The following is a 15331-nucleotide window of genomic DNA, read 5'->3' as shown; positions in this document are numbered from 1 at the left end:
CATGGTTAACGCAACAGCGTTATCGATGCACGGCCAAGCTGCTCAATACGGGCGGGAAATGAGTTTGCTGGCGCGGGCGCCGCTGTCATAGCGCGACGGCCCGCCATAGACGGTCACCTCGCAAAGGATGTCGCCGCCCGCCTCCGAGGCCCAGATGTAGCTGCGCTCGACCTCGACATAGCGGCCCGCGGGCGAGATGCCCTCGAAGGTGTCGCCCCAGGGGACGACCGCCTTCAGGTCCTGCCAACGCAGGGTCACGGCGCGCGAAAGCTCGTCGCGCGCCATGGCCTCGAGGTCCGGGTCGGGATCGCTCACGCGTCTTAGGCTTCGGCCGTGTCGCGGAAATAGGCCTCGACGTCGCCCTGCAACTTGATGGTCATCGGATTGCCCTTGCGGTCCAGGGTCTTGCCGGCGGCCACCCGCACCCAGCGCTCGCTGACGCAGTATTCCTCGACATTGGTCTTCTCGACGCCCTTGAAGCGGATGCCGATGCCGCGTTCCAGCAGGTCGGCGTCGTAATACGGGCTGTCAGGATTGACGGAGAGGCGGTCGGGAGGCGTGTCGCTCATGGTCTTCAGCTTTCGTCCAGGCCGCACGGCCTATGTCTGGCCGGCGGTCATAGCCACGAAACGCCGAAAATCCAACTGCGGCGAGGCGCCTCCGTCTCCACCTAGTCCTGCGGGTCTTCCTTGACGGGGTCGGCGGCCGAGACCGTCCCGTCATTGTTGGTGTCGTGGTGGTTGAACATCCGCCAGCCGGAATAGTCGAACTCGGCGCGGGTGATGGCGCCGCTCTTGTCACTGTCCAGGACGCCGAAGCGGACGTTGGCCTGACGCATCTGGCGCACGCGCTCTTCTTCCTTGTCCGCGGCTGTACGGTCCGAGGCGGCCAGCGTCTTCTCCAGCCGCGCCTTGAACTCGCCGACATATTCGGCCTGCGAGAACGAGCCATTGTTGTCCGCGTCGGTCCTGGCGAACTGGATCGCGCGGGTGGCGGCGAACTCGTCCTTGGAGACGACGCCGTCGCCGTTCTGATCCTGCTCCTTGATGAAGGTGTCGCGGGCGTGCGAGGCGGCATGGGCGGCGCCGGCGCTCAACGAGGCGATCAGGGCGGCGGCGAGGATCGTGCGGGGCTTCATGGGATGTCCTAGCGGAGGGATTCGAAGGTCAGGGCGTAGGTGAAGCTCTGGCCGGGTTGGCCAGCGGCGGCGGGCGCGACGCGGTAGCGGCTCTGGATCTGGTAGACCCCCGACTTGTCGACCTTGACGGCGAAGCGGCCCTTGGCGTCGCTGGTCACCGTCTTCGGCGCGCTCTTGCTATCGGCGTAGCGGTCGTCGGCGCCTTGCAGGGTGATTGGCTGGTTGGCCACTGGCTTGCCGTCGAACAGCACCTCGAACATCGCGTCCTGGCCGGTGACGATCTTGCTGGGATGTGTGACCGCCTTGAACTCGAGACCCTTGCCGATCGGAGCCAGGGCCGCGTCGTTCGGTGCGCCGCGCGTCACATAGACCTCGGCCAGGGTCATGCTTTGCATGTCGATAGCGTCGGCCGGAGCCTTCTCGCCCTCGAAGAACTTCCACTCGCCGTTCACCAGGGCCGCCTTGGCGGTGCGGCCAGCGCGTTGGCCGGTGGTGATGCGATAGGTGCCTGGATTCTCCGTGACCGCCTCCACCAGCGCCAGCTCGCGCAGGTAGGTCGGCGTCAGCGGCGCGCGCACGCCGTCGGGGCCGACCACGGCCCAGGCGTCGGACTTCATCACCACCTCGGGCGTGAAGAAGCTCTCGGTGAACGAGCCCTGCACCGTGACGACCTTGCGGTCCGAGGCGTCGAACACGCTGGGGAGCAGATAGGGCGAGTGGGCTTGGGCAGCCCCGGAGGCCAGCGAAGCGGCCAAGCTGAGCAGAAGCGCGCCGCCCATCAGGCCCGCGCGGAGAGATCGGATCATCGGGAACACCCCAGCCGCCGCTCCAGTCGCGGCGGACTCGGCATATTGCGATTAGTTCTGAGAATCAATTGCAAATAGCTTGACCGGTTGGGCAGGCAGCTTTAGGCCAACGCCACAAACTGCGAACCACTCGCATCTACACCATCGAAGGGGATATCGATGTCTCGCCTGAAGCTGGCCGCCCTGGCGGCCGCCTCGACCGCCGCCCTGCTGGCGACTACCGGGCACGCCGCCGAGCCGACGGCGGCCGCCGACGCGGTCGAGCTGGATAAGGTCACCGTCACCGCCACCCGCTCCGAAAAGACGGTGTCCGAGGCCCCGGTGACAGTCAGCGTTATCTCGTCGGACGAGATCGAGGACGGGCTGGTTCGCGACATCAAGGACCTGGTCCGCGACGAACCCGGCGTGTCGGTGCGCAGCGCCCCCGCCCGCTTCACCGCCGCCGGCGCCTCGACCGGTCGCGACGGCAACGCCGGCTTCAACATCCGCGGCCTGGAAGGTAACCGCGTGCTGATCGTCGTCGACGGCGTGCGCGTGCCGGACGGTTTCGCCTTCGGCGCGCAATCGGTCGGTCGCGGCGATCAGGTGGACCTGGATCTTCTGAAGTCGGTCGAGATCGTGCGCGGTCCCGCTTCAGCCCTCTATGGCGCCGACGGCTTGGCCGGTTCGGTCAGCTTCATCACCAAGGACCCGTCGGACCTCTTGAAGGGCGGCGACACCTTCGCCGGCCGCGCGCGGGTCGGCTACGCCTCGGCCGACAAGAGCTGGACCGAGAGCCTGGTGCTGGCCGGCAAGTCCGATCGCTGGGAGGCCCTGGTCGCCTACACCCGCCGCGACGGCGACGGCCAGAAGACGGCCGGGACCAACGACTCGGCCAATATCGACCGCACCACCGCCAATCCCGAGGACAACCAGTCCAACGCCGTCCTGGGCAAGCTGGTCTACAGCCCGAACGACAAGAACCGCTTCCGCCTGACGCTCGACCACCTGGACCGCGACGTCGACTGGACCGTGCTGTCGGCCATCGCCAAGCCGACGCTGGCCGCGACCAGCGTGATCGGCCTGACCGCCTTCGACAAGCTGCGCCGCGACCGCGCCACGCTCGATCACCGCTTCGACGGCGAAGGCCTGATCAGCACCGCTCGCACCTCGCTCTACTGGCAAAGGAGCAAGACCCGCCAGTTCTCTGCCGAGGATCGCAACACCGCCGCCGACCGCACCCGCGACGCCACCTTCGACAACCGGGTGTTCGGCGCCAGCGTCGAACTGCACAGCGTATTCGACAGCGGATCGGTGAAGCACGAGGTGGTCTGGGGCGGCGACGCCTCGATCACCCGCCAGCAGGGCACGCGCGACGGCACGGTCCCGCCGGTGGGCGAGACCTTTCCCGCCAAGGCCTTCCCAACCACCGACTACACCCTGGCCGGCCTCTATGTGCAGGACGAGATCACGGCCGGTCCGCTGACCATCTATCCGGCCGTCCGCTTCGACTACTACAAGCTGGACCCGAAGCCCGACCCGCTGTTCACGACCACCGCCTCGGGCCAGAGCGACAGCCATGTCTCGCCGAAACTGGGCCTGGTCTGGGACGCCACCGAGCTGGTCACCGTGTTCGCCAACGTCGCGACCGGCTTCAAGGCCCCCTCCCCGTCACAGGTCAACACCGGCTTCGCCAACCTGGTCTCGAACTACCGGTCGATCTCCAACCCCGACCTGAAGCCCGAGACCAGCCGCACCCTGGAAGCCGGTTTCCGGATGCAACGAAGCGGCTGGCGCGTGGCGGTGACGGGCTTCACCGGCGAGTATGACGACTTCATCGAGCAGGTGCAGGTCAGCGGGAACTTCACCGCCGCCAATCCGGCGGTCTATCAATACGTCAACCTGTCGGGCGTGAAGATCAGCGGGGCCGAGGCCAAGGGCGCGTTCGAGCTGGGCGCGGGCTTCACGGCTCGAGCAGCCGCCTCCTACGCCCGCGGCGCCTCGCGCACGAACGGGATCAACACCCCTCTGACCTCGATCGATCCGGTGAAGCTGACCGCCGGCCTGGCCTATCGCGCCCCGACCGGCAGGTTCGGCGGCCACCTCAGCGTGATCCATTCGGACCGAAAGACCGCCGGCCGCTCGGGCCTGTCTTGCGCCGGCGCCAGCGGCAGTTCGGCCGACAATTGCTTCATGCCGCCGTCGTTCACCGTCGCCGACCTGACGGCCTGGTGGGCGGTGACTGACGCGGTGACCGTACGCGGCGGCGTCTTCAACCTGACCGATGAGCGGTACTGGTGGTGGAGCGACGCTCGCGGTCTCGCCGACAACTCGACCGTCAAGGACGGCTATTCCCAGCCTGGCCGGAACTACAGCGTCTCCCTGTCGCTGAAGTTCTAGGCTGGATTGGAGGCGCGCGCGGGCGGGAAGCCGCGCGCGCCGACATCCTTGCGGACAAGCTCGTCGCGCCCTGCTAGCTACCGGGGCTACACGTTTCTCGGAGTCCGCATGCTGCGTCGCCTCTACGACTGGGTCATGGGCCTGGCCGCTTCCCGTCACGCTCCGCTAAGCCTGTTCGCGGTGTCGTTCGCCGAGAGCTCGTTCTTCCCGATCCCACCGGACGTGATGCTGGCGCCGATGTGCCTGGCCAAGCCCGAGAAGGCCTGGCGCTACGCCCTGATCTGCACGATCGCCTCGGTGCTGGGCGGCTGCCTGGGCTATGCGATCGGCTACTTCCTGCGCGACTTCGGCCTGTGGATGATGGCCGCCACGGGCCACGCCGGCGGCCTGGAGCAGTTCCAGTGCTGGTATGGCAAGTACGGCGTCTGGGTGATCCTGGCCAAGGGCCTGACCCCGATCCCCTATAAGCTGGTGACCATCGCCTCGGGCCTGGCCGCGTTCAGCTTCCCGATCTTCATCGCCGCCTCGGCCGCCACCCGCGCCGCGCGGTTCTTCCTGGTGGCCTTCATCATCAAGAAGTTCGGCCCGACCCTGCTGCCAATCGTCGAGCGTCGCCTAGCGCTCTTCGCCGGAATTTTGATCGCGCTCCTTGTCATTGGCCTAACCGCCAGCCACTTCATCGGTGGGGGCGGACATGGTGGAGCTTGCGCCGCATGACGAACGAAGAGCGTAAGACGAGCGTCGCTAGCCGGACCTTCATCGGCCAGGTCTATGACCTGGTGACTCGCCACTGGCCGCTGATCGCCTTTCTGAGCAGCGCCGCGATGCTGGCCATCGCCCATGGGTTCGAGACGTTCGGCCACCTCGCGCCTTGCCATCTGTGCCTCAAGGCCCGCGAAGTCTACTGGGTCGCCGGGACCGTCGGCTTGGTCGCCTTCGCCCTTCAGCGCACGCCGCTGGCCGGCCGGCTGCGCGCGCCCGCCAATCTGCTGCTGGCGGCGATCTTCCTGTACGGGACCGGCCTGGCGGTCTTCCACGCCGGCGTCGAATGGAAGTGGTGGCCGGGCCCCACGACCTGCACGGGCAGCGGCGTGGCCAGCGCGGCCAACCTGACGGCCATGCTGAACGGCACGATGAAGATCAAGCCGCCGATGTGCGACAAGGCCGCCTGGGTGTTCCTGGGCCTGTCGATGGCCGGCTGGAATGCGCTGGTGTCCCTGAAACTGGCCGTCTGGTCGATCCTGGCGGGCCTGCGCAAGGCGGAGACGCTCTGATGACCAAGCCGGTCCCGCCCCGTCCTGGCCAAGGCGCCCTGCGCGCCCGTCTCGCCGAGATCCTGCGCGTGGACCAGGCCGGCGAGCTGGCGGCCGTCCACATCTATCGCGGCCAGGCGGCGGTGATGCGCGCCAGCCCCGGCCGCGAGCGCATCGCCGACCAGCTGAAGGAGATGGAGGGCCACGAACAGGTCCACCTGACCCGCTTCAACGAACTGCTGACCGAGCGCGCGGTGCGTCCGACCCTGATGTCGCCGGTCTGGCGCGCGGCCGCCTTCGCCCTCGGGGCCGGCACCGCCCTCTTGGGCGACAAAGCCGCTCACGCTTGCACCGAGGCCGTCGAAAACGTCATCGAGCAGCACTATGCCGGCCAGATCGAGGAGCTGAAGGACCGCGATCCGGCCCTGGCCGCCGAGCTGACCCAGTTCCGCGACGACGAGCTGGCGCATCGCGACCTGGCGATCGAGGAAGGCGCTCACGAAGCGACCGCCTATCCGCTGCTGACCGCCGTGATCCAGGCCGGCTGCCGCGCGGCCATCAAGATCAGCGAGAAGATCTAAAGCCAGAGCTTGGCGGCCGTCCCGCGCCGGCCTACCGATACGCCCCAACGAGATCTTCGTGTTGGGGAGTCGCTCCTTGTCCTTCCGTACCCTCGCCGCCTGCGCGGCGTCGCTGCTCGCGCTCTCCACGGGTTTCGCTCACGCGGCGGAAGCGCTCAAGACCAGCGAACTGTCGCTCAGCACCGGCGGCCCGATGCCCGCCGAGCAGCGGGCCCTGGGCTTCGACCACGCCGACCTGAAGTTCAAGATCCTGCCCGACAAGAAGGCGATCGAGGGCGAGGCCGTCCTGACCTTCACGGCCAAGACCCCGCTGGACAAGTTGGTGCTGGACTTCGACCGCGTCTTCACGATCCGCGAGCTGACTGTAGACGGCAAGGCGCTGAAGCCCTCGGCCTGGAGCAATCCCGAAGGCCGGATGACCATCGCCCTGCCGAAGAAGGTCGCCAAGGGCCGGCAGGTCACCGTGGCCGTGACCTATGACGGCGTCCCGCTGGAAGCCAAGCGCGCGCCGTGGGACGGCGGCTTCGTCTGGAGCAAGACCGAGACCGGCGAGCCGTGGATCGCCACCGCCGTCCAGGGCGACGGCTGCGACATCTTCTGGCCCTGCATCGACTATCCGACGGGCGAGCCGAAGCTGGTCGACCTGCACATCACCGTTCCCGCCCCGCTGGTCGCGCCCGCCAACGGCGTGTTCCTGGGCATGACCGAGAAAGACGGTTGGCGCACCTACAACTGGCGGGCCAGGAACCCCAACACCTACGCCATCGCCCTGGACATCGGCCCCTACGAGGAGCTGACCGCCAGCTACAAGAGCCGTTTCGGCGACAGCTTCCCGATGTCGTTCTGGTACCTGAAGGGCAATGCCGAGAAGGCCAAGGGCCTTTTCGCCGAGTTCGCGCCGATGCTGGACTTCTACGAGCAGATGATCGGTCCCTACCCGTTCCGCGACGAGAAGATGGGCGTCGTCGAGACCCCGCACCTGGGCATGGAGCACCAGACCATCAACGCCTACGGCAACAAGTACGCCAAGGAGGCCTATGGCTTCGACTGGCTGCTGCAGCACGAGTTCGCCCACGAGTGGTTCGGCAACCAGCTGACCAACACCGACAATGACGACATGTGGCTGCACGAGGGCTACGGCAGCTACATGCAGCCGCTGATGTCGCAATGGCTGCATGGCGACATGGAGTACATGGCGCGCCTGAACCAGATGCGGGTCGACACCAAGAACCGGTTCCCGATCGTCTCGGGCAAGCAGCTGAAGGAAGACGACGTCTATAACGCCGACCGCGGGCCGGGGAACGACATCTACTTCAAGGCCGCCAACATCTTGCACACCCTGCGCACGCTGATCGGCGACGAAGCCTTCTTCAAGATCACCCGCATCGCCGTTTACGGCCGCGACGACCCCAAGCCCGGCAACTTCACGACCCGCTACCTGGGCACCAAGGACTTCATCAAGATCGTCAACCAGGTGACCGGCAAGGACTACGGCTGGTTCTTCGACGTCTATCTGTATGAAGCCCAGCAACCGGACCTGATCGAGACCCGCGAGGGCGGCGATCTCGTGCTGCGCTGGAAGACGCCGAAGGACAAGCCGTTTCCGATGCCGATCGAGGTCAAGGTCGGCGACAAGGTCGTCAGCGTGCCGATGGCCGATGGAACGGGTCGCGTGGCGGTCGGCGATACCGTCCCGGTGATCGTCGATCCGGCCTCGAAGGTCCTGCGCCGCCAACCCTATCTGGAAGTCTTCCAGGCCTGGAAGAAGGCCAAGGACGACGCCGCCAAGGCTGAAGCGGAAGCCAAGAAGAAGGCCGAGGCGGAGAAGAAATAGGCCTGGCTCGGCGGGCGCGGTCACCTCTCGTTGACCCTGCCCGTTTACCGAATGGCGCGACCTTCACTGTTAGGACGGTGACGTCCCGGAGATCGCGTTCCATGTTCAAGCCCGTCCACTTCGTCGCCGCCGCGCGTCTCGCGCTGCTGGTCGGCTCCCTGACCGTGGCGGTGCTGACCCTCGGGCCGTTCCAGGGACTGGAGCAGGTGTTCGGGCTCAGCGACAAGGCCGCCCACGCGATCGCGTTCGGCGGCCTGCTGGCGGTCTCGTTCCTGGCTTTTCCCCGCATGCGCCGCAACGACCTGGCGATCGCGACCTTGGCGATGGGCGCGGCGGTCGAAGTGGCCCAGATCATCGCCCACCGCGACGGCAACATCCCCGACTGGTTGGCCGACGCGGCCGGTGTCCTGACGGTCTATGGCGCCGGCATGATCGAGACCGTGCGCAAGATGGCCCGCGAGCAAGGCGACCTGACCTTCGTTCAGATCGCCGCCATGGACCGCCGCCGCGGCCGCCGCCGTCAGGCGACGGCGTTCGAACCCGCGACGGCGGAACCTTCGTTTGGTGAAATGGACGGCGTGGTCAGCTTCGCGGAACGGGCCGCGCGTCGTTTTCCAGCCCAATAAGGCGGCGCGTCAGGTGATCCGCTTGACGCTGACCGGGTCGCTGCCCGGGAAGCTTTCTTCCAGGCCTTCGTCCAGCAAGGCTTCCTGACGGTTCTCGGACTTGGCGACCTTGCCAGCCAGTTGGTCGTGCTTTTCGCCGTCCTGCAACGGACGCTTGGCCTCGCGAGCGTGCGGGGCGTCGATGTGCTTGTCCTCCGGCCGGATCTTGCCTTCGGCGGCCATGTCGGCCGTCGATGCGGCGGTGCCGTGAGTGAAGTGGCGTTGGTCGCCGTCATCGGTCTGGTGTCGGGTCATGGCGTATCTCCCGTGGCTTTTTGCCTCGAATGATAAAACCCGCCGGCTCAGGTTCGGGTTGCACGGCGCCGTCCCCATTCGCGGGCTCGCCTCGGCGCTGTAATATTTTTCGCGAGGGCCCGGAACCTTCGCCGTAGGCCAGCATTTTAGGCTCAGCTTGGCGGTCAGATCCCCTTCCGCCTCATAGCCGACGGCCCGGGATGCCATTCCTCAAAACGCCAGCCCGGGCCGTTTTGCTGTCTCGATCGGAGCGCCTCAGGCCTCCAGCTCGATGTCCCAGTACAGATAGTCCAGCCAGCTGACGTGCAGGCGCCCCGGCGGGAACCTGCGTCCGCGATCCTGCAGCTCGTGCATCGACGGCCGCCGCGCGTGGTGGAACGGCTGCATCCCTGCTTCCCGCGGCGTGCGGCCGCCCTTGCTGAGATTGCACGGCGCGCAGGCGGTGACGATGTTCTCCCAGGTGGTCCGGCCGCCGCGCGAGCGCGGGATCACATGGTCGAAGGTCAGGTCCTCGGGCGAGCCGCAGTACTGGCAGCTGAACGAGTCGCGTAGGAACAGGTTGAAGCGGGTGAAGGCCGGCGGCCGGTCCTGAGGGACGTACTGCTTCAGCGACACCACGCTGGGCAGGCGCATCTCGAAAGACGGCGAATGGACCACCTGGTCGTAGCTGGCCACCACGTCGACCCGGTCCAGGAACACCGCCTTGATCACCTCCTGCCAGGGCCAGAGGGAGAGCGGATAATAGCTGAGCGGCCGGAAATCGGCGTTGAGCACCAGGGCTGGCATGCCCGAGGGCGGACGTGTGAGGACCTGCATCAGATCCCCCCTTTGAAGCGAGCGTCGGAACGCTCGGAGCCTGGGCGCATGAGGCCTCGGCCGATGAAGTACGCGACAGGACTGAAGACGGGCCTCCTTCCTACGCAATTCTGGGAATCGCCATCCATTCCCGAACGCAAGGAAAGCATGGTCCAAGTCGGCGACAGAACCAAGACATCTCACTGACGGAACTTAGAAAGGCGCGATCTCGCGACGTTTCACGGCGCCGTAGCAGGCCCACAGCAGGTGAGCGGCCACGCCGCGATAGGGCCGCCAGAGTTCGGCGCGTTTGTAAGCCTGCTTCTCGGTCGGCCGAACCTCGGCCTTGTCGGCCCAGCGCATGGCCTCCTGCAGGGCGATGTCGCCGCCAGGGAACATATCCATGCGGCCCTGGGTGAACATCAGATAGACCTCGGCGGTCCAGCGGCCGATGCCGGTGATGGCGGTCAGGGCCGCCACGGCCTCGTCGTCCGACAGGTCCGGCAGGGCGTCGAAGTCGCAGGCGCCAGTGACGTGGGCCTCGGCCAAGGCGCGGGCGTAGCGCGCTTTCGGGCGCGAGAGGCCCAAGGACAGCAGATAGGCCTCGTCGTGGCCCATCACGATGTCCGGAGTCATCTCCGGCAGCCCCGCCTGGACCCGCGCCCAGATGGCGGCGGCCGAGGCCAGGGACACCTGCTGCTGCACGACCATCTTCAGCAGGCCCGGAAAGCCACCCGTGCTCACGCGCCATTCGAACGGCGGTGTGAGGGCTTCCATCGCGGCCAGGGCCGGATCAATGGCGGCCAGATGCTTGCGAGCTTCAAGAAGGGCTTCGGCGGTCGGCGGGACGAACATCATTCGCAGGTGGCGTAGCCCGCCCCGAATGACAATCCGGTTCTTGCTGAACTATCCGATCGCCGTGATCTCGATCTCACCGCCAGGCGCGGGCGAGACATCCCCGACGACCTTGCCCAACAGGGCGCGGGCGATCGGAGCGACATAGGACACCGAGCCCTGGGCCGGATCGGCCTCGTCCTCGCCGACGATGCGAAAGGTCTGCACGCGGCCGTCCTCGCGCTCGAAGGTCACGCGGTCGCCGAACTGCACGACGGTCTTGGCCGGATCGCGCTCCAACAGCTGGGCGGTCGCCCGGCGCGCGGACCAGTAGCGCAGATCGCGGGTGGCGCGGGCCATGGCCGTGCGGTCGCCGTCGGCCGCGCCGCCGGCGCTCTGGGCGGCCGAATAGGCCGCGCGAGCCGACGCCAGCTCGGCCTCGATCTGGGCCAAGCCTTCAGGTGTGACGAGATTGGGATGGGTGGAGACTGGGCGATCGGGCAGATCCGCCGCGAAGGCTTCACTGTCGCCCTCTTTCGTGAAGGCGACGCTCATGGCCGGGAAATGTCTTGGATCATGGAAGAAGCCTGCGACGCATACGGAAGAAACGGCGTCGAAAGGCTAACGCGTTCTGGTCCAGTTAGCTCCCCATCCGGGAAGGTTCAAGCGGACCGAACGCGGCGGCGGGCGGCTTCCTCTCCCGAAGACGGGAGATCTGACGAGCCAGCCCGCCGAGCGCGAGCAATCAGTCCTTACAGCACCACGCCGGCGACAGCGGCGGCGACGCCCAGGGCGATCACGAGGAAGTAGCCGGCGGCCAGGCGGTCGAAGGCGTTTTCAAAGGCGTTGAGCGTCCGTTGCATAATGATGGTCCCTCTCTTGGTCGTGTCCCAACCCCCGATGGGTCATTGGCCTCCCTGAGGGCAGAACCAATCTGGACAGTGCTTAGATATCGCAAATCTAAACGCCGTCAAGATCATCTTTACAGCGTTTGGATGAAATTTTAGAAAGGTGCGGTTACAGTGAGGCCCGATGACCATCGCCACCGCCGAATCCCGCCCCTACCATCACGGTGACCTGAGCCGAGCCCTGGTCGACGCCGCGCGCGCGATCCTCGAGCGCGAGGGTCCCTCCGCCCTGTCGCTGCGGGCCGTGGCCCGCGAGGCCGGGGTCAGTCCCGCCGCGCCCTATCACCATTTCAAGGACAAGGCCGAGCTGCTGGAGGCCGTCGCCCACGAGGGCTGGCACGAGCTGGACGTGGCCCTGTCCACGGCCCGCGCCTCGACGCCGGATGCGCGGGTGCGGATGACCAACCTGGGCGTGGCCTATGTCTGCTTCGCCCGCGACAACCCGGCTCTCTACCGCGTGATGTACGACCGCTCGCGCGACAAGGACGCCCTGCCCGACCAGCTGAAGGACGACGGCGCCTACTGCCAGGTCCGTAACACCATCGACGAGAACGCCGGCGGCCAGGCCACCGAAATCGACCTGGAGCTCGCCACCATCGCCGCCTGGTGCGCCGGCCATGGCCTGGCCGAGATGATCGGCTTCAAGCAGTTCGCTCCGCTGAAGGAGCTTCTGGGCGGCGAGGAGGCTTTTCTCCGCGCCGTGTTCGAGCACCTGGGCATGTTCGCGAAGTTCACCGCGCCCGCCCAAGATTAAGTGGGACCGAGGCTGAGCGTGACCTTCGTCACCCGGTTCGCCCCGTCGCCGACGGGCTACCTGCATCGCGGTCACGCCTTCTCGGCCCTCACCGCCTTCCAGGCCGCGCGGGAGGCCGGCGGCCGTTTCCTACTACGCATCGAGGACATCGACGCCACCCGTTGCCGGCCCGAATACGACGCGGCGATCGTCGAGGACCTGACCTGGCTGGGATTGCAGTGGGAAGAGCCAGTCCGGCGGCAGTCCGAGCACCTGGCCGACTACCACGCGGCCATCGAGGCCCTGCGCCGGCGTGGCCTGGTCTATCGCTGCTTCAAGACCCGCAAGGAGCTCGACATCGGCCGCGCTCCCCATGAACCGGCGGTCCCCTATGTCGGCGCGCCCCTGGACGCGGACGACGAAGCCGAACGACTGGCGCGCGGCGAGGCCTTCGCCTGGCGGCTGTCGCTAGCGGCGGCGCGCGAGGCGCTGGGCGGCTTCGAGACGCTGACCTTTCTGGAAGAGGGCGCCGGTCCCCACGGCGAGACCGGCCTGATCCAGGCCATGCCCGAGACCGCTGGCGATATCGTCCTGGCGCGCAAGGACGTCGGCGTCGCATACCACCTGGCCGTGGTCCACGACGATGCGCTGCAGGGCGTCACCCGCGTCGTCCGGGGTCAGGATCTGTTCGAGGCCGCGCACATCCAGCGCCTGCTGCAAGCCTTGTTGGACTTGCCGACGCCGAGCTATCGCCATCACGGGCTGCTGGTCGGTCCGGACGGCCGGCGTTACGCCAAACGCGACAGAGCGGAGACGCTGCGGGAACTGCGGGCGGCGGGGGTGACGGCGGATGAGCTCCGAACCGAACTCGGCTTCTAGCCTCCGCCCGCCTGCTCCACCAATCGTCCCATGGCCTTCAAATAGTTGCCGAAGGCCGCCCGCCCCGCCTCGGTCAGGCGCACGCGGGTCAGGGGCTTGCGGCCGACGAAGCTCTTGTCGATGGCGACATAGCCGGCCTCCTCCAGCTTGCGCAGATGGACCGACAGATTGCCCTGGGTCACCTCCAGCAGCGCCTTCAGCTCGGTGAAGTCGGCAACCTCGGCGCTGGCCAGATAGGCGACGATCCCCAGCCGCACCCGGCCGTGGATGACGTCGTCCAGCCCGCTGATGTCGAACTTGCCCGCCACGATCGTTTAAGGCGCCAACCGCTGGGCCTGGCGCATCATGAAGAAGCCCGGAGCCATCATGAAGGCGAAGAGGCCGAAGCTCGCGATCAGCAGATAGACGTCGGCCCGGTCGATCAACATGCCCATGGCCACGCCGCAGACCAGCCAGCCGACCGAGACCAGCGCCATCCAGGGCCGCTTGCGCAACGCGAAGATGACGAACCAGACGGCGCCTTGGATCACGAACACCACCGCGGGATGGAACAACCAGTAGCGGAAGTCGTGATGGCGCGCGGCGGCGGTGGCGAAGACCAGGATCAGGGCCAGATTGGCCACGCCGGCGCCCGAGAAGGCGGCGTTGACGGCGCGGTTGGCGACCCCGACCTGGGGCTTCTTGCGATCGATGATGATCACGATGATCATCAGGATCAGGAAGATCACGGTCGGCAGCCAGCCCAGGACCAGACTGCCCAACGGCGGCAAGACCAGAACGCCCTTCACCTGCGCGAAATGGCCCAGGGTCTGGATCCCGTAGATCAGCCCCGCCGCGCCATACAGCGCGCCACCGGCCACACCCAGACCGCCCCGCTCACCGCCACCCTCGGCGATGGTCCGCAGGAAGGCCAGGTCGTCCTGGACCGTCTTCAGCTTGTCGTTCATGGGCCGGCCCCCTTCAGCGCCATCATGGACGGTCATAGGATTCGTCCCAACAGCGGCATGCGGCGCAGGACCATGGTGGTCAGCCAGCTCAGGGCCACCGCCCCGCCAAACACCGCGCAGCCCTTGGCCAGGCCGCCCCAGCTCTGCGGCAGCAGCATCCAGCCCAGCCAGGCGGTGAAGACATAGTGGGTCAGGTACATGCCGTAGGCGTTGGCCTGCAGGCTCTTGCCCACCGGACCGGTCTCGCGGACGAAGCGCAGGAAGGTCGCCAGGGCCGCGAACGACAGGGTCGCGCAGGCGAGGGCGAAGCTCACGCCGCCGAACAGGTCCAGGAACATCCGAGGCGGCGGGTTGGGCGAGAAGGCCATGATCATCGCGGCCACGCCGCCGACGATCGGCAGGACCGGCGCTAGCTGCCAAAGCCACCAGCGCTTGGCCAGCTTGCCCTCCGGATCCGTGAGGCCCTGGCCGACGCCCGCCGCGCCGACGGCGATCCCGGCCAGGAAATAGACGAAGTAGTGACCCACGCGGGCGGTCTGGACCACGAACGGTCCAACCGTGGTCCAGTGACCGAAAGGCGTTGTCATCGACAGCGGCAGGTAGGCCAGCACGCTGGCGATCACGAGCCCCCAGAAGAACCGGGCTGGCTTGCGATCCGCCCCTTGGGCCAGGCGACCCAGCTCATCCGTCACGCCGGGGAACAGGGCGTACGCCGCCGTGACGATCGCGCCGAACGCCAGCAGCACCCATAGGAACCAGGCCGGGCCGCTGGGCCAGAACGGCAGGTGGGTCCAGGCGTTCGCGAACGCCGCGAAGGACGGCGCGCCGCCCGACTGCAGCCAGGCGGGGAAATAGGCCAGCGGCGCCAACAGGCCGACGCCGAGGACGAACGGGATCCCCAGCCTCAGCGCCCTCGTCTTCAGGAAACCGCCCGCGCCCCTGGTCCGCAGGCCGTCGGCGACGAACAGGCCCGAGATGAAGAACATCAGCGACATGAAGAACATGTCGTTGACCAGGGTCAGGATCCCGAACCCGCCGAATCTCTGCGGATCCACCACCGGGAAGGCCGTCCACAGGATCGGCGGGGCGCCGAACGCCTTCGGGGGCGGCGCGTACGGGTGATAGGTCAGCACCGCGTGATGGGCGATCACCAGCAAGGTGACGAAGGCGCGCAAGGCGCCGATCGGGGCGTTGCGGCCGCCGATCCGGGCGACGGTCGATCGTTCGGTGGCGCTGAGCGGCGCGTGCATGGGCTTGGCTCCCCTCTTGAGACAGTCACACGATGCATCAACAAGTTTGTTTTGTAAACTTGTCTATAAAAGAG

At 67.1% G+C, this 15331-nt stretch carries 20 protein-coding genes; 8 read left to right on the top strand and 12 right to left on the bottom strand.

Going from position 1 to position 15331, the window contains the following annotated elements; genetic code table 11:
• Positions 1-42: 42 nt before the first annotated feature.
• The 4 genes from ASC70_RS01010 to ASC70_RS00995 form a co-directional block, all read right to left on the bottom strand.
• Positions 43-285, bottom strand: coding sequence for a hypothetical protein (locus ASC70_RS01010; RefSeq protein WP_047413012.1), 243 nt, complete (start codon positions 283-285; stop codon positions 43-45).
• Positions 286-320: 35 nt separating this feature from the next.
• A complete protein-coding gene (locus tag ASC70_RS01005) occupies positions 321-569 on the bottom strand; it encodes a DUF3297 family protein (protein ID WP_056045560.1) in 249 nt (82 codons plus the stop codon).
• A gap of 101 nt (positions 570-670) precedes the next feature.
• Positions 671-1138 carry an EF-hand domain-containing protein gene (locus tag ASC70_RS01000; RefSeq protein WP_056045557.1) on the bottom strand — a complete coding sequence of 156 codons (468 nt, stop codon included), beginning with the start codon at positions 1136-1138 and terminating at the stop codon, positions 671-673.
• A gap of 8 nt (positions 1139-1146) precedes the next feature.
• On the bottom strand, positions 1147-1944 hold the full coding sequence (locus ASC70_RS00995; RefSeq protein WP_056045555.1) for a DUF4198 domain-containing protein: 798 nt from the start codon (positions 1942-1944) through the stop codon (positions 1147-1149).
• Positions 1945-2103: 159 nt separating this feature from the next.
• Here ASC70_RS00995 and ASC70_RS00990 point away from each other — a divergent pair, with 159 nt between their 5' ends.
• From ASC70_RS00990 to ASC70_RS00965, 6 genes are all read left to right on the top strand, one after another.
• The gene (locus ASC70_RS00990) at positions 2104-4323 is read left to right on the top strand and encodes a TonB-dependent hemoglobin/transferrin/lactoferrin family receptor (RefSeq protein WP_056045551.1); all 2220 of its coding nucleotides are present in this window, start codon (positions 2104-2106) and stop codon (positions 4321-4323) included.
• Positions 4324-4431: 108 nt separating this feature from the next.
• Positions 4432-5040, top strand: coding sequence for a YqaA family protein (locus ASC70_RS00985; protein WP_047412712.1), 609 nt, complete (start codon positions 4432-4434; stop codon positions 5038-5040).
• The gene (locus tag ASC70_RS00980) at positions 5037-5597 is read left to right on the top strand and encodes a disulfide bond formation protein B (protein ID WP_082539663.1); all 561 of its coding nucleotides are present in this window, start codon (positions 5037-5039) and stop codon (positions 5595-5597) included. The genes ASC70_RS00985 and ASC70_RS00980 overlap by 4 nt, the downstream gene beginning before the upstream one ends.
• Complete coding sequence (locus ASC70_RS00975) at positions 5597-6157, top strand: demethoxyubiquinone hydroxylase family protein (RefSeq protein ID WP_056045545.1); 561 nt, start codon at positions 5597-5599, stop codon at positions 6155-6157. Before ASC70_RS00980 ends, ASC70_RS00975 begins: the two co-directional genes overlap by 1 nt.
• A 61-nt stretch (positions 6158-6218) precedes the next feature.
• Positions 6219-7991, top strand: a complete 1773-nt coding sequence (locus ASC70_RS00970; RefSeq protein WP_056045541.1) for a M1 family metallopeptidase — start codon at positions 6219-6221, stop codon at positions 7989-7991.
• 101 nt (positions 7992-8092) lie between these two features.
• Positions 8093-8617, top strand: coding sequence for a hypothetical protein (locus tag ASC70_RS00965; protein ID WP_056045538.1), 525 nt, complete (start codon positions 8093-8095; stop codon positions 8615-8617).
• 9 nt (positions 8618-8626) lie between these two features.
• Here the strand turns inward: ASC70_RS00965 and ASC70_RS00960 are convergent, their stop codons facing one another.
• The 5 genes from ASC70_RS00960 to ASC70_RS24240 all read right to left on the bottom strand — a co-directional run bounded on the left by ASC70_RS00960 (position 8627) and on the right by ASC70_RS24240 (position 11403).
• Positions 8627-8911 (bottom strand): hypothetical protein, encoded by a 285-nt coding sequence (locus ASC70_RS00960; protein WP_056045535.1) that lies wholly within the window; start codon positions 8909-8911, stop codon positions 8627-8629.
• Positions 8912-9166: 255 nt separating this feature from the next.
• Entirely contained in the window at positions 9167-9730 is a 564-nt protein-coding gene (locus ASC70_RS00955; protein WP_082009413.1) for an HNH endonuclease, read from the bottom strand.
• 189 nt (positions 9731-9919) lie between these two features.
• Complete coding sequence (locus ASC70_RS00950; RefSeq protein WP_056046172.1) at positions 9920-10561, bottom strand: DNA-3-methyladenine glycosylase; 642 nt, start codon at positions 10559-10561, stop codon at positions 9920-9922.
• 51 nt (positions 10562-10612) lie between these two features.
• On the bottom strand, positions 10613-11095 hold the full coding sequence (gene greA / locus ASC70_RS00945; RefSeq protein ID WP_056045532.1) for a transcription elongation factor GreA: 483 nt from the start codon (positions 11093-11095) through the stop codon (positions 10613-10615).
• 197 nt (positions 11096-11292) lie between these two features.
• Complete coding sequence (locus tag ASC70_RS24240; RefSeq protein WP_082009412.1) at positions 11293-11403, bottom strand: hypothetical protein; 111 nt, start codon at positions 11401-11403, stop codon at positions 11293-11295.
• 169 nt (positions 11404-11572) lie between these two features.
• Between ASC70_RS24240 and ASC70_RS00940 the strand changes: the two genes are divergently transcribed.
• Together ASC70_RS00940 and gluQRS are read left to right on the top strand one after the other, a co-directional pair.
• Positions 11573-12202: a TetR/AcrR family transcriptional regulator gene (locus ASC70_RS00940; RefSeq protein WP_047412690.1), complete on the top strand. Its 630-nt coding sequence runs from the start codon at positions 11573-11575 to the stop codon at positions 12200-12202.
• Positions 12203-12220: 18 nt separating this feature from the next.
• Complete coding sequence (gluQRS, locus tag ASC70_RS00935; RefSeq protein WP_056045529.1) at positions 12221-13060, top strand: tRNA glutamyl-Q(34) synthetase GluQRS; 840 nt, start codon at positions 12221-12223, stop codon at positions 13058-13060.
• Here gluQRS and ASC70_RS00930 read toward each other — a convergent pair.
• Genes ASC70_RS00930 through ASC70_RS00920 form a run of 3 tightly spaced genes read right to left on the bottom strand, consistent with a single transcriptional unit; the run spans position 13057 to position 15257 of the window.
• Positions 13057-13368, bottom strand: coding sequence for a transcriptional regulator (locus ASC70_RS00930; RefSeq protein ID WP_056045526.1), 312 nt, complete (start codon positions 13366-13368; stop codon positions 13057-13059). The two genes, gluQRS and ASC70_RS00930, sit on opposite strands and share 4 nt — an antisense overlap.
• Positions 13369-13374: 6 nt before the next feature.
• Positions 13375-14007 carry a hypothetical protein gene (locus tag ASC70_RS00925; RefSeq protein ID WP_082539662.1) on the bottom strand — a complete coding sequence of 211 codons (633 nt, stop codon included), beginning with the start codon at positions 14005-14007 and terminating at the stop codon, positions 13375-13377.
• 32 nt (positions 14008-14039) lie between these two features.
• On the bottom strand, positions 14040-15257 hold the full coding sequence (locus ASC70_RS00920) for an acyltransferase (protein WP_056045521.1): 1218 nt from the start codon (positions 15255-15257) through the stop codon (positions 14040-14042).
• Positions 15258-15331: the final 74 nt, after the last annotated feature.

Origin of the sequence: Caulobacter sp. Root343 (assembly GCF_001425745.1) — a bacterium.
Lineage (GTDB): Bacteria > Pseudomonadota > Alphaproteobacteria > Caulobacterales > Caulobacteraceae > Caulobacter.
This window is presented reverse-complemented; position numbering and strand designations above follow the sequence as displayed.

Coding starts and splice junctions, on each gene's coding strand:
- ASC70_RS01010 (WP_047413012.1), bottom strand. CDS start 285: ATGGCGCGCGACGAGCTTTCGCGCGCCGTGACCCTGCGTTGGCAGGAC.
- ASC70_RS01005 (WP_056045560.1), bottom strand. CDS start 569: ATGAGCGACACGCCTCCCGACCGCCTCTCCGTCAATCCTGACAGCCCG.
- ASC70_RS01000 (WP_056045557.1), bottom strand. CDS start 1,138: ATGAAGCCCCGCACGATCCTCGCCGCCGCCCTGATCGCCTCGTTGAGC.
- ASC70_RS00995 (WP_056045555.1), bottom strand. CDS start 1,944: ATGATCCGATCTCTCCGCGCGGGCCTGATGGGCGGCGCGCTTCTGCTC.
- ASC70_RS00990 (WP_056045551.1), top strand. CDS start 2,104: ATGTCTCGCCTGAAGCTGGCCGCCCTGGCGGCCGCCTCGACCGCCGCC.
- ASC70_RS00985 (WP_047412712.1), top strand. CDS start 4,432: ATGCTGCGTCGCCTCTACGACTGGGTCATGGGCCTGGCCGCTTCCCGT.
- ASC70_RS00980 (WP_082539663.1), top strand. CDS start 5,037: ATGACGAACGAAGAGCGTAAGACGAGCGTCGCTAGCCGGACCTTCATC.
- ASC70_RS00975 (WP_056045545.1), top strand. CDS start 5,597: ATGACCAAGCCGGTCCCGCCCCGTCCTGGCCAAGGCGCCCTGCGCGCC.
- ASC70_RS00965 (WP_056045538.1), top strand. CDS start 8,093: ATGTTCAAGCCCGTCCACTTCGTCGCCGCCGCGCGTCTCGCGCTGCTG.
- ASC70_RS00960 (WP_056045535.1), bottom strand. CDS start 8,911: ATGACCCGACACCAGACCGATGACGGCGACCAACGCCACTTCACTCAC.
- ASC70_RS00950 (WP_056046172.1), bottom strand. CDS start 10,561: ATGTTCGTCCCGCCGACCGCCGAAGCCCTTCTTGAAGCTCGCAAGCAT.
- greA (WP_056045532.1), bottom strand. CDS start 11,095: ATGAGCGTCGCCTTCACGAAAGAGGGCGACAGTGAAGCCTTCGCGGCG.
- ASC70_RS24240 (WP_082009412.1), bottom strand. CDS start 11,403: ATGCAACGGACGCTCAACGCCTTTGAAAACGCCTTCGACCGCCTGGCC.
- ASC70_RS00940 (WP_047412690.1), top strand. CDS start 11,573: ATGACCATCGCCACCGCCGAATCCCGCCCCTACCATCACGGTGACCTG.
- ASC70_RS00925 (WP_082539662.1), bottom strand. CDS start 14,007: ATGAACGACAAGCTGAAGACGGTCCAGGACGACCTGGCCTTCCTGCGG.
- ASC70_RS00920 (WP_056045521.1), bottom strand. CDS start 15,257: ATGCACGCGCCGCTCAGCGCCACCGAACGATCGACCGTCGCCCGGATC.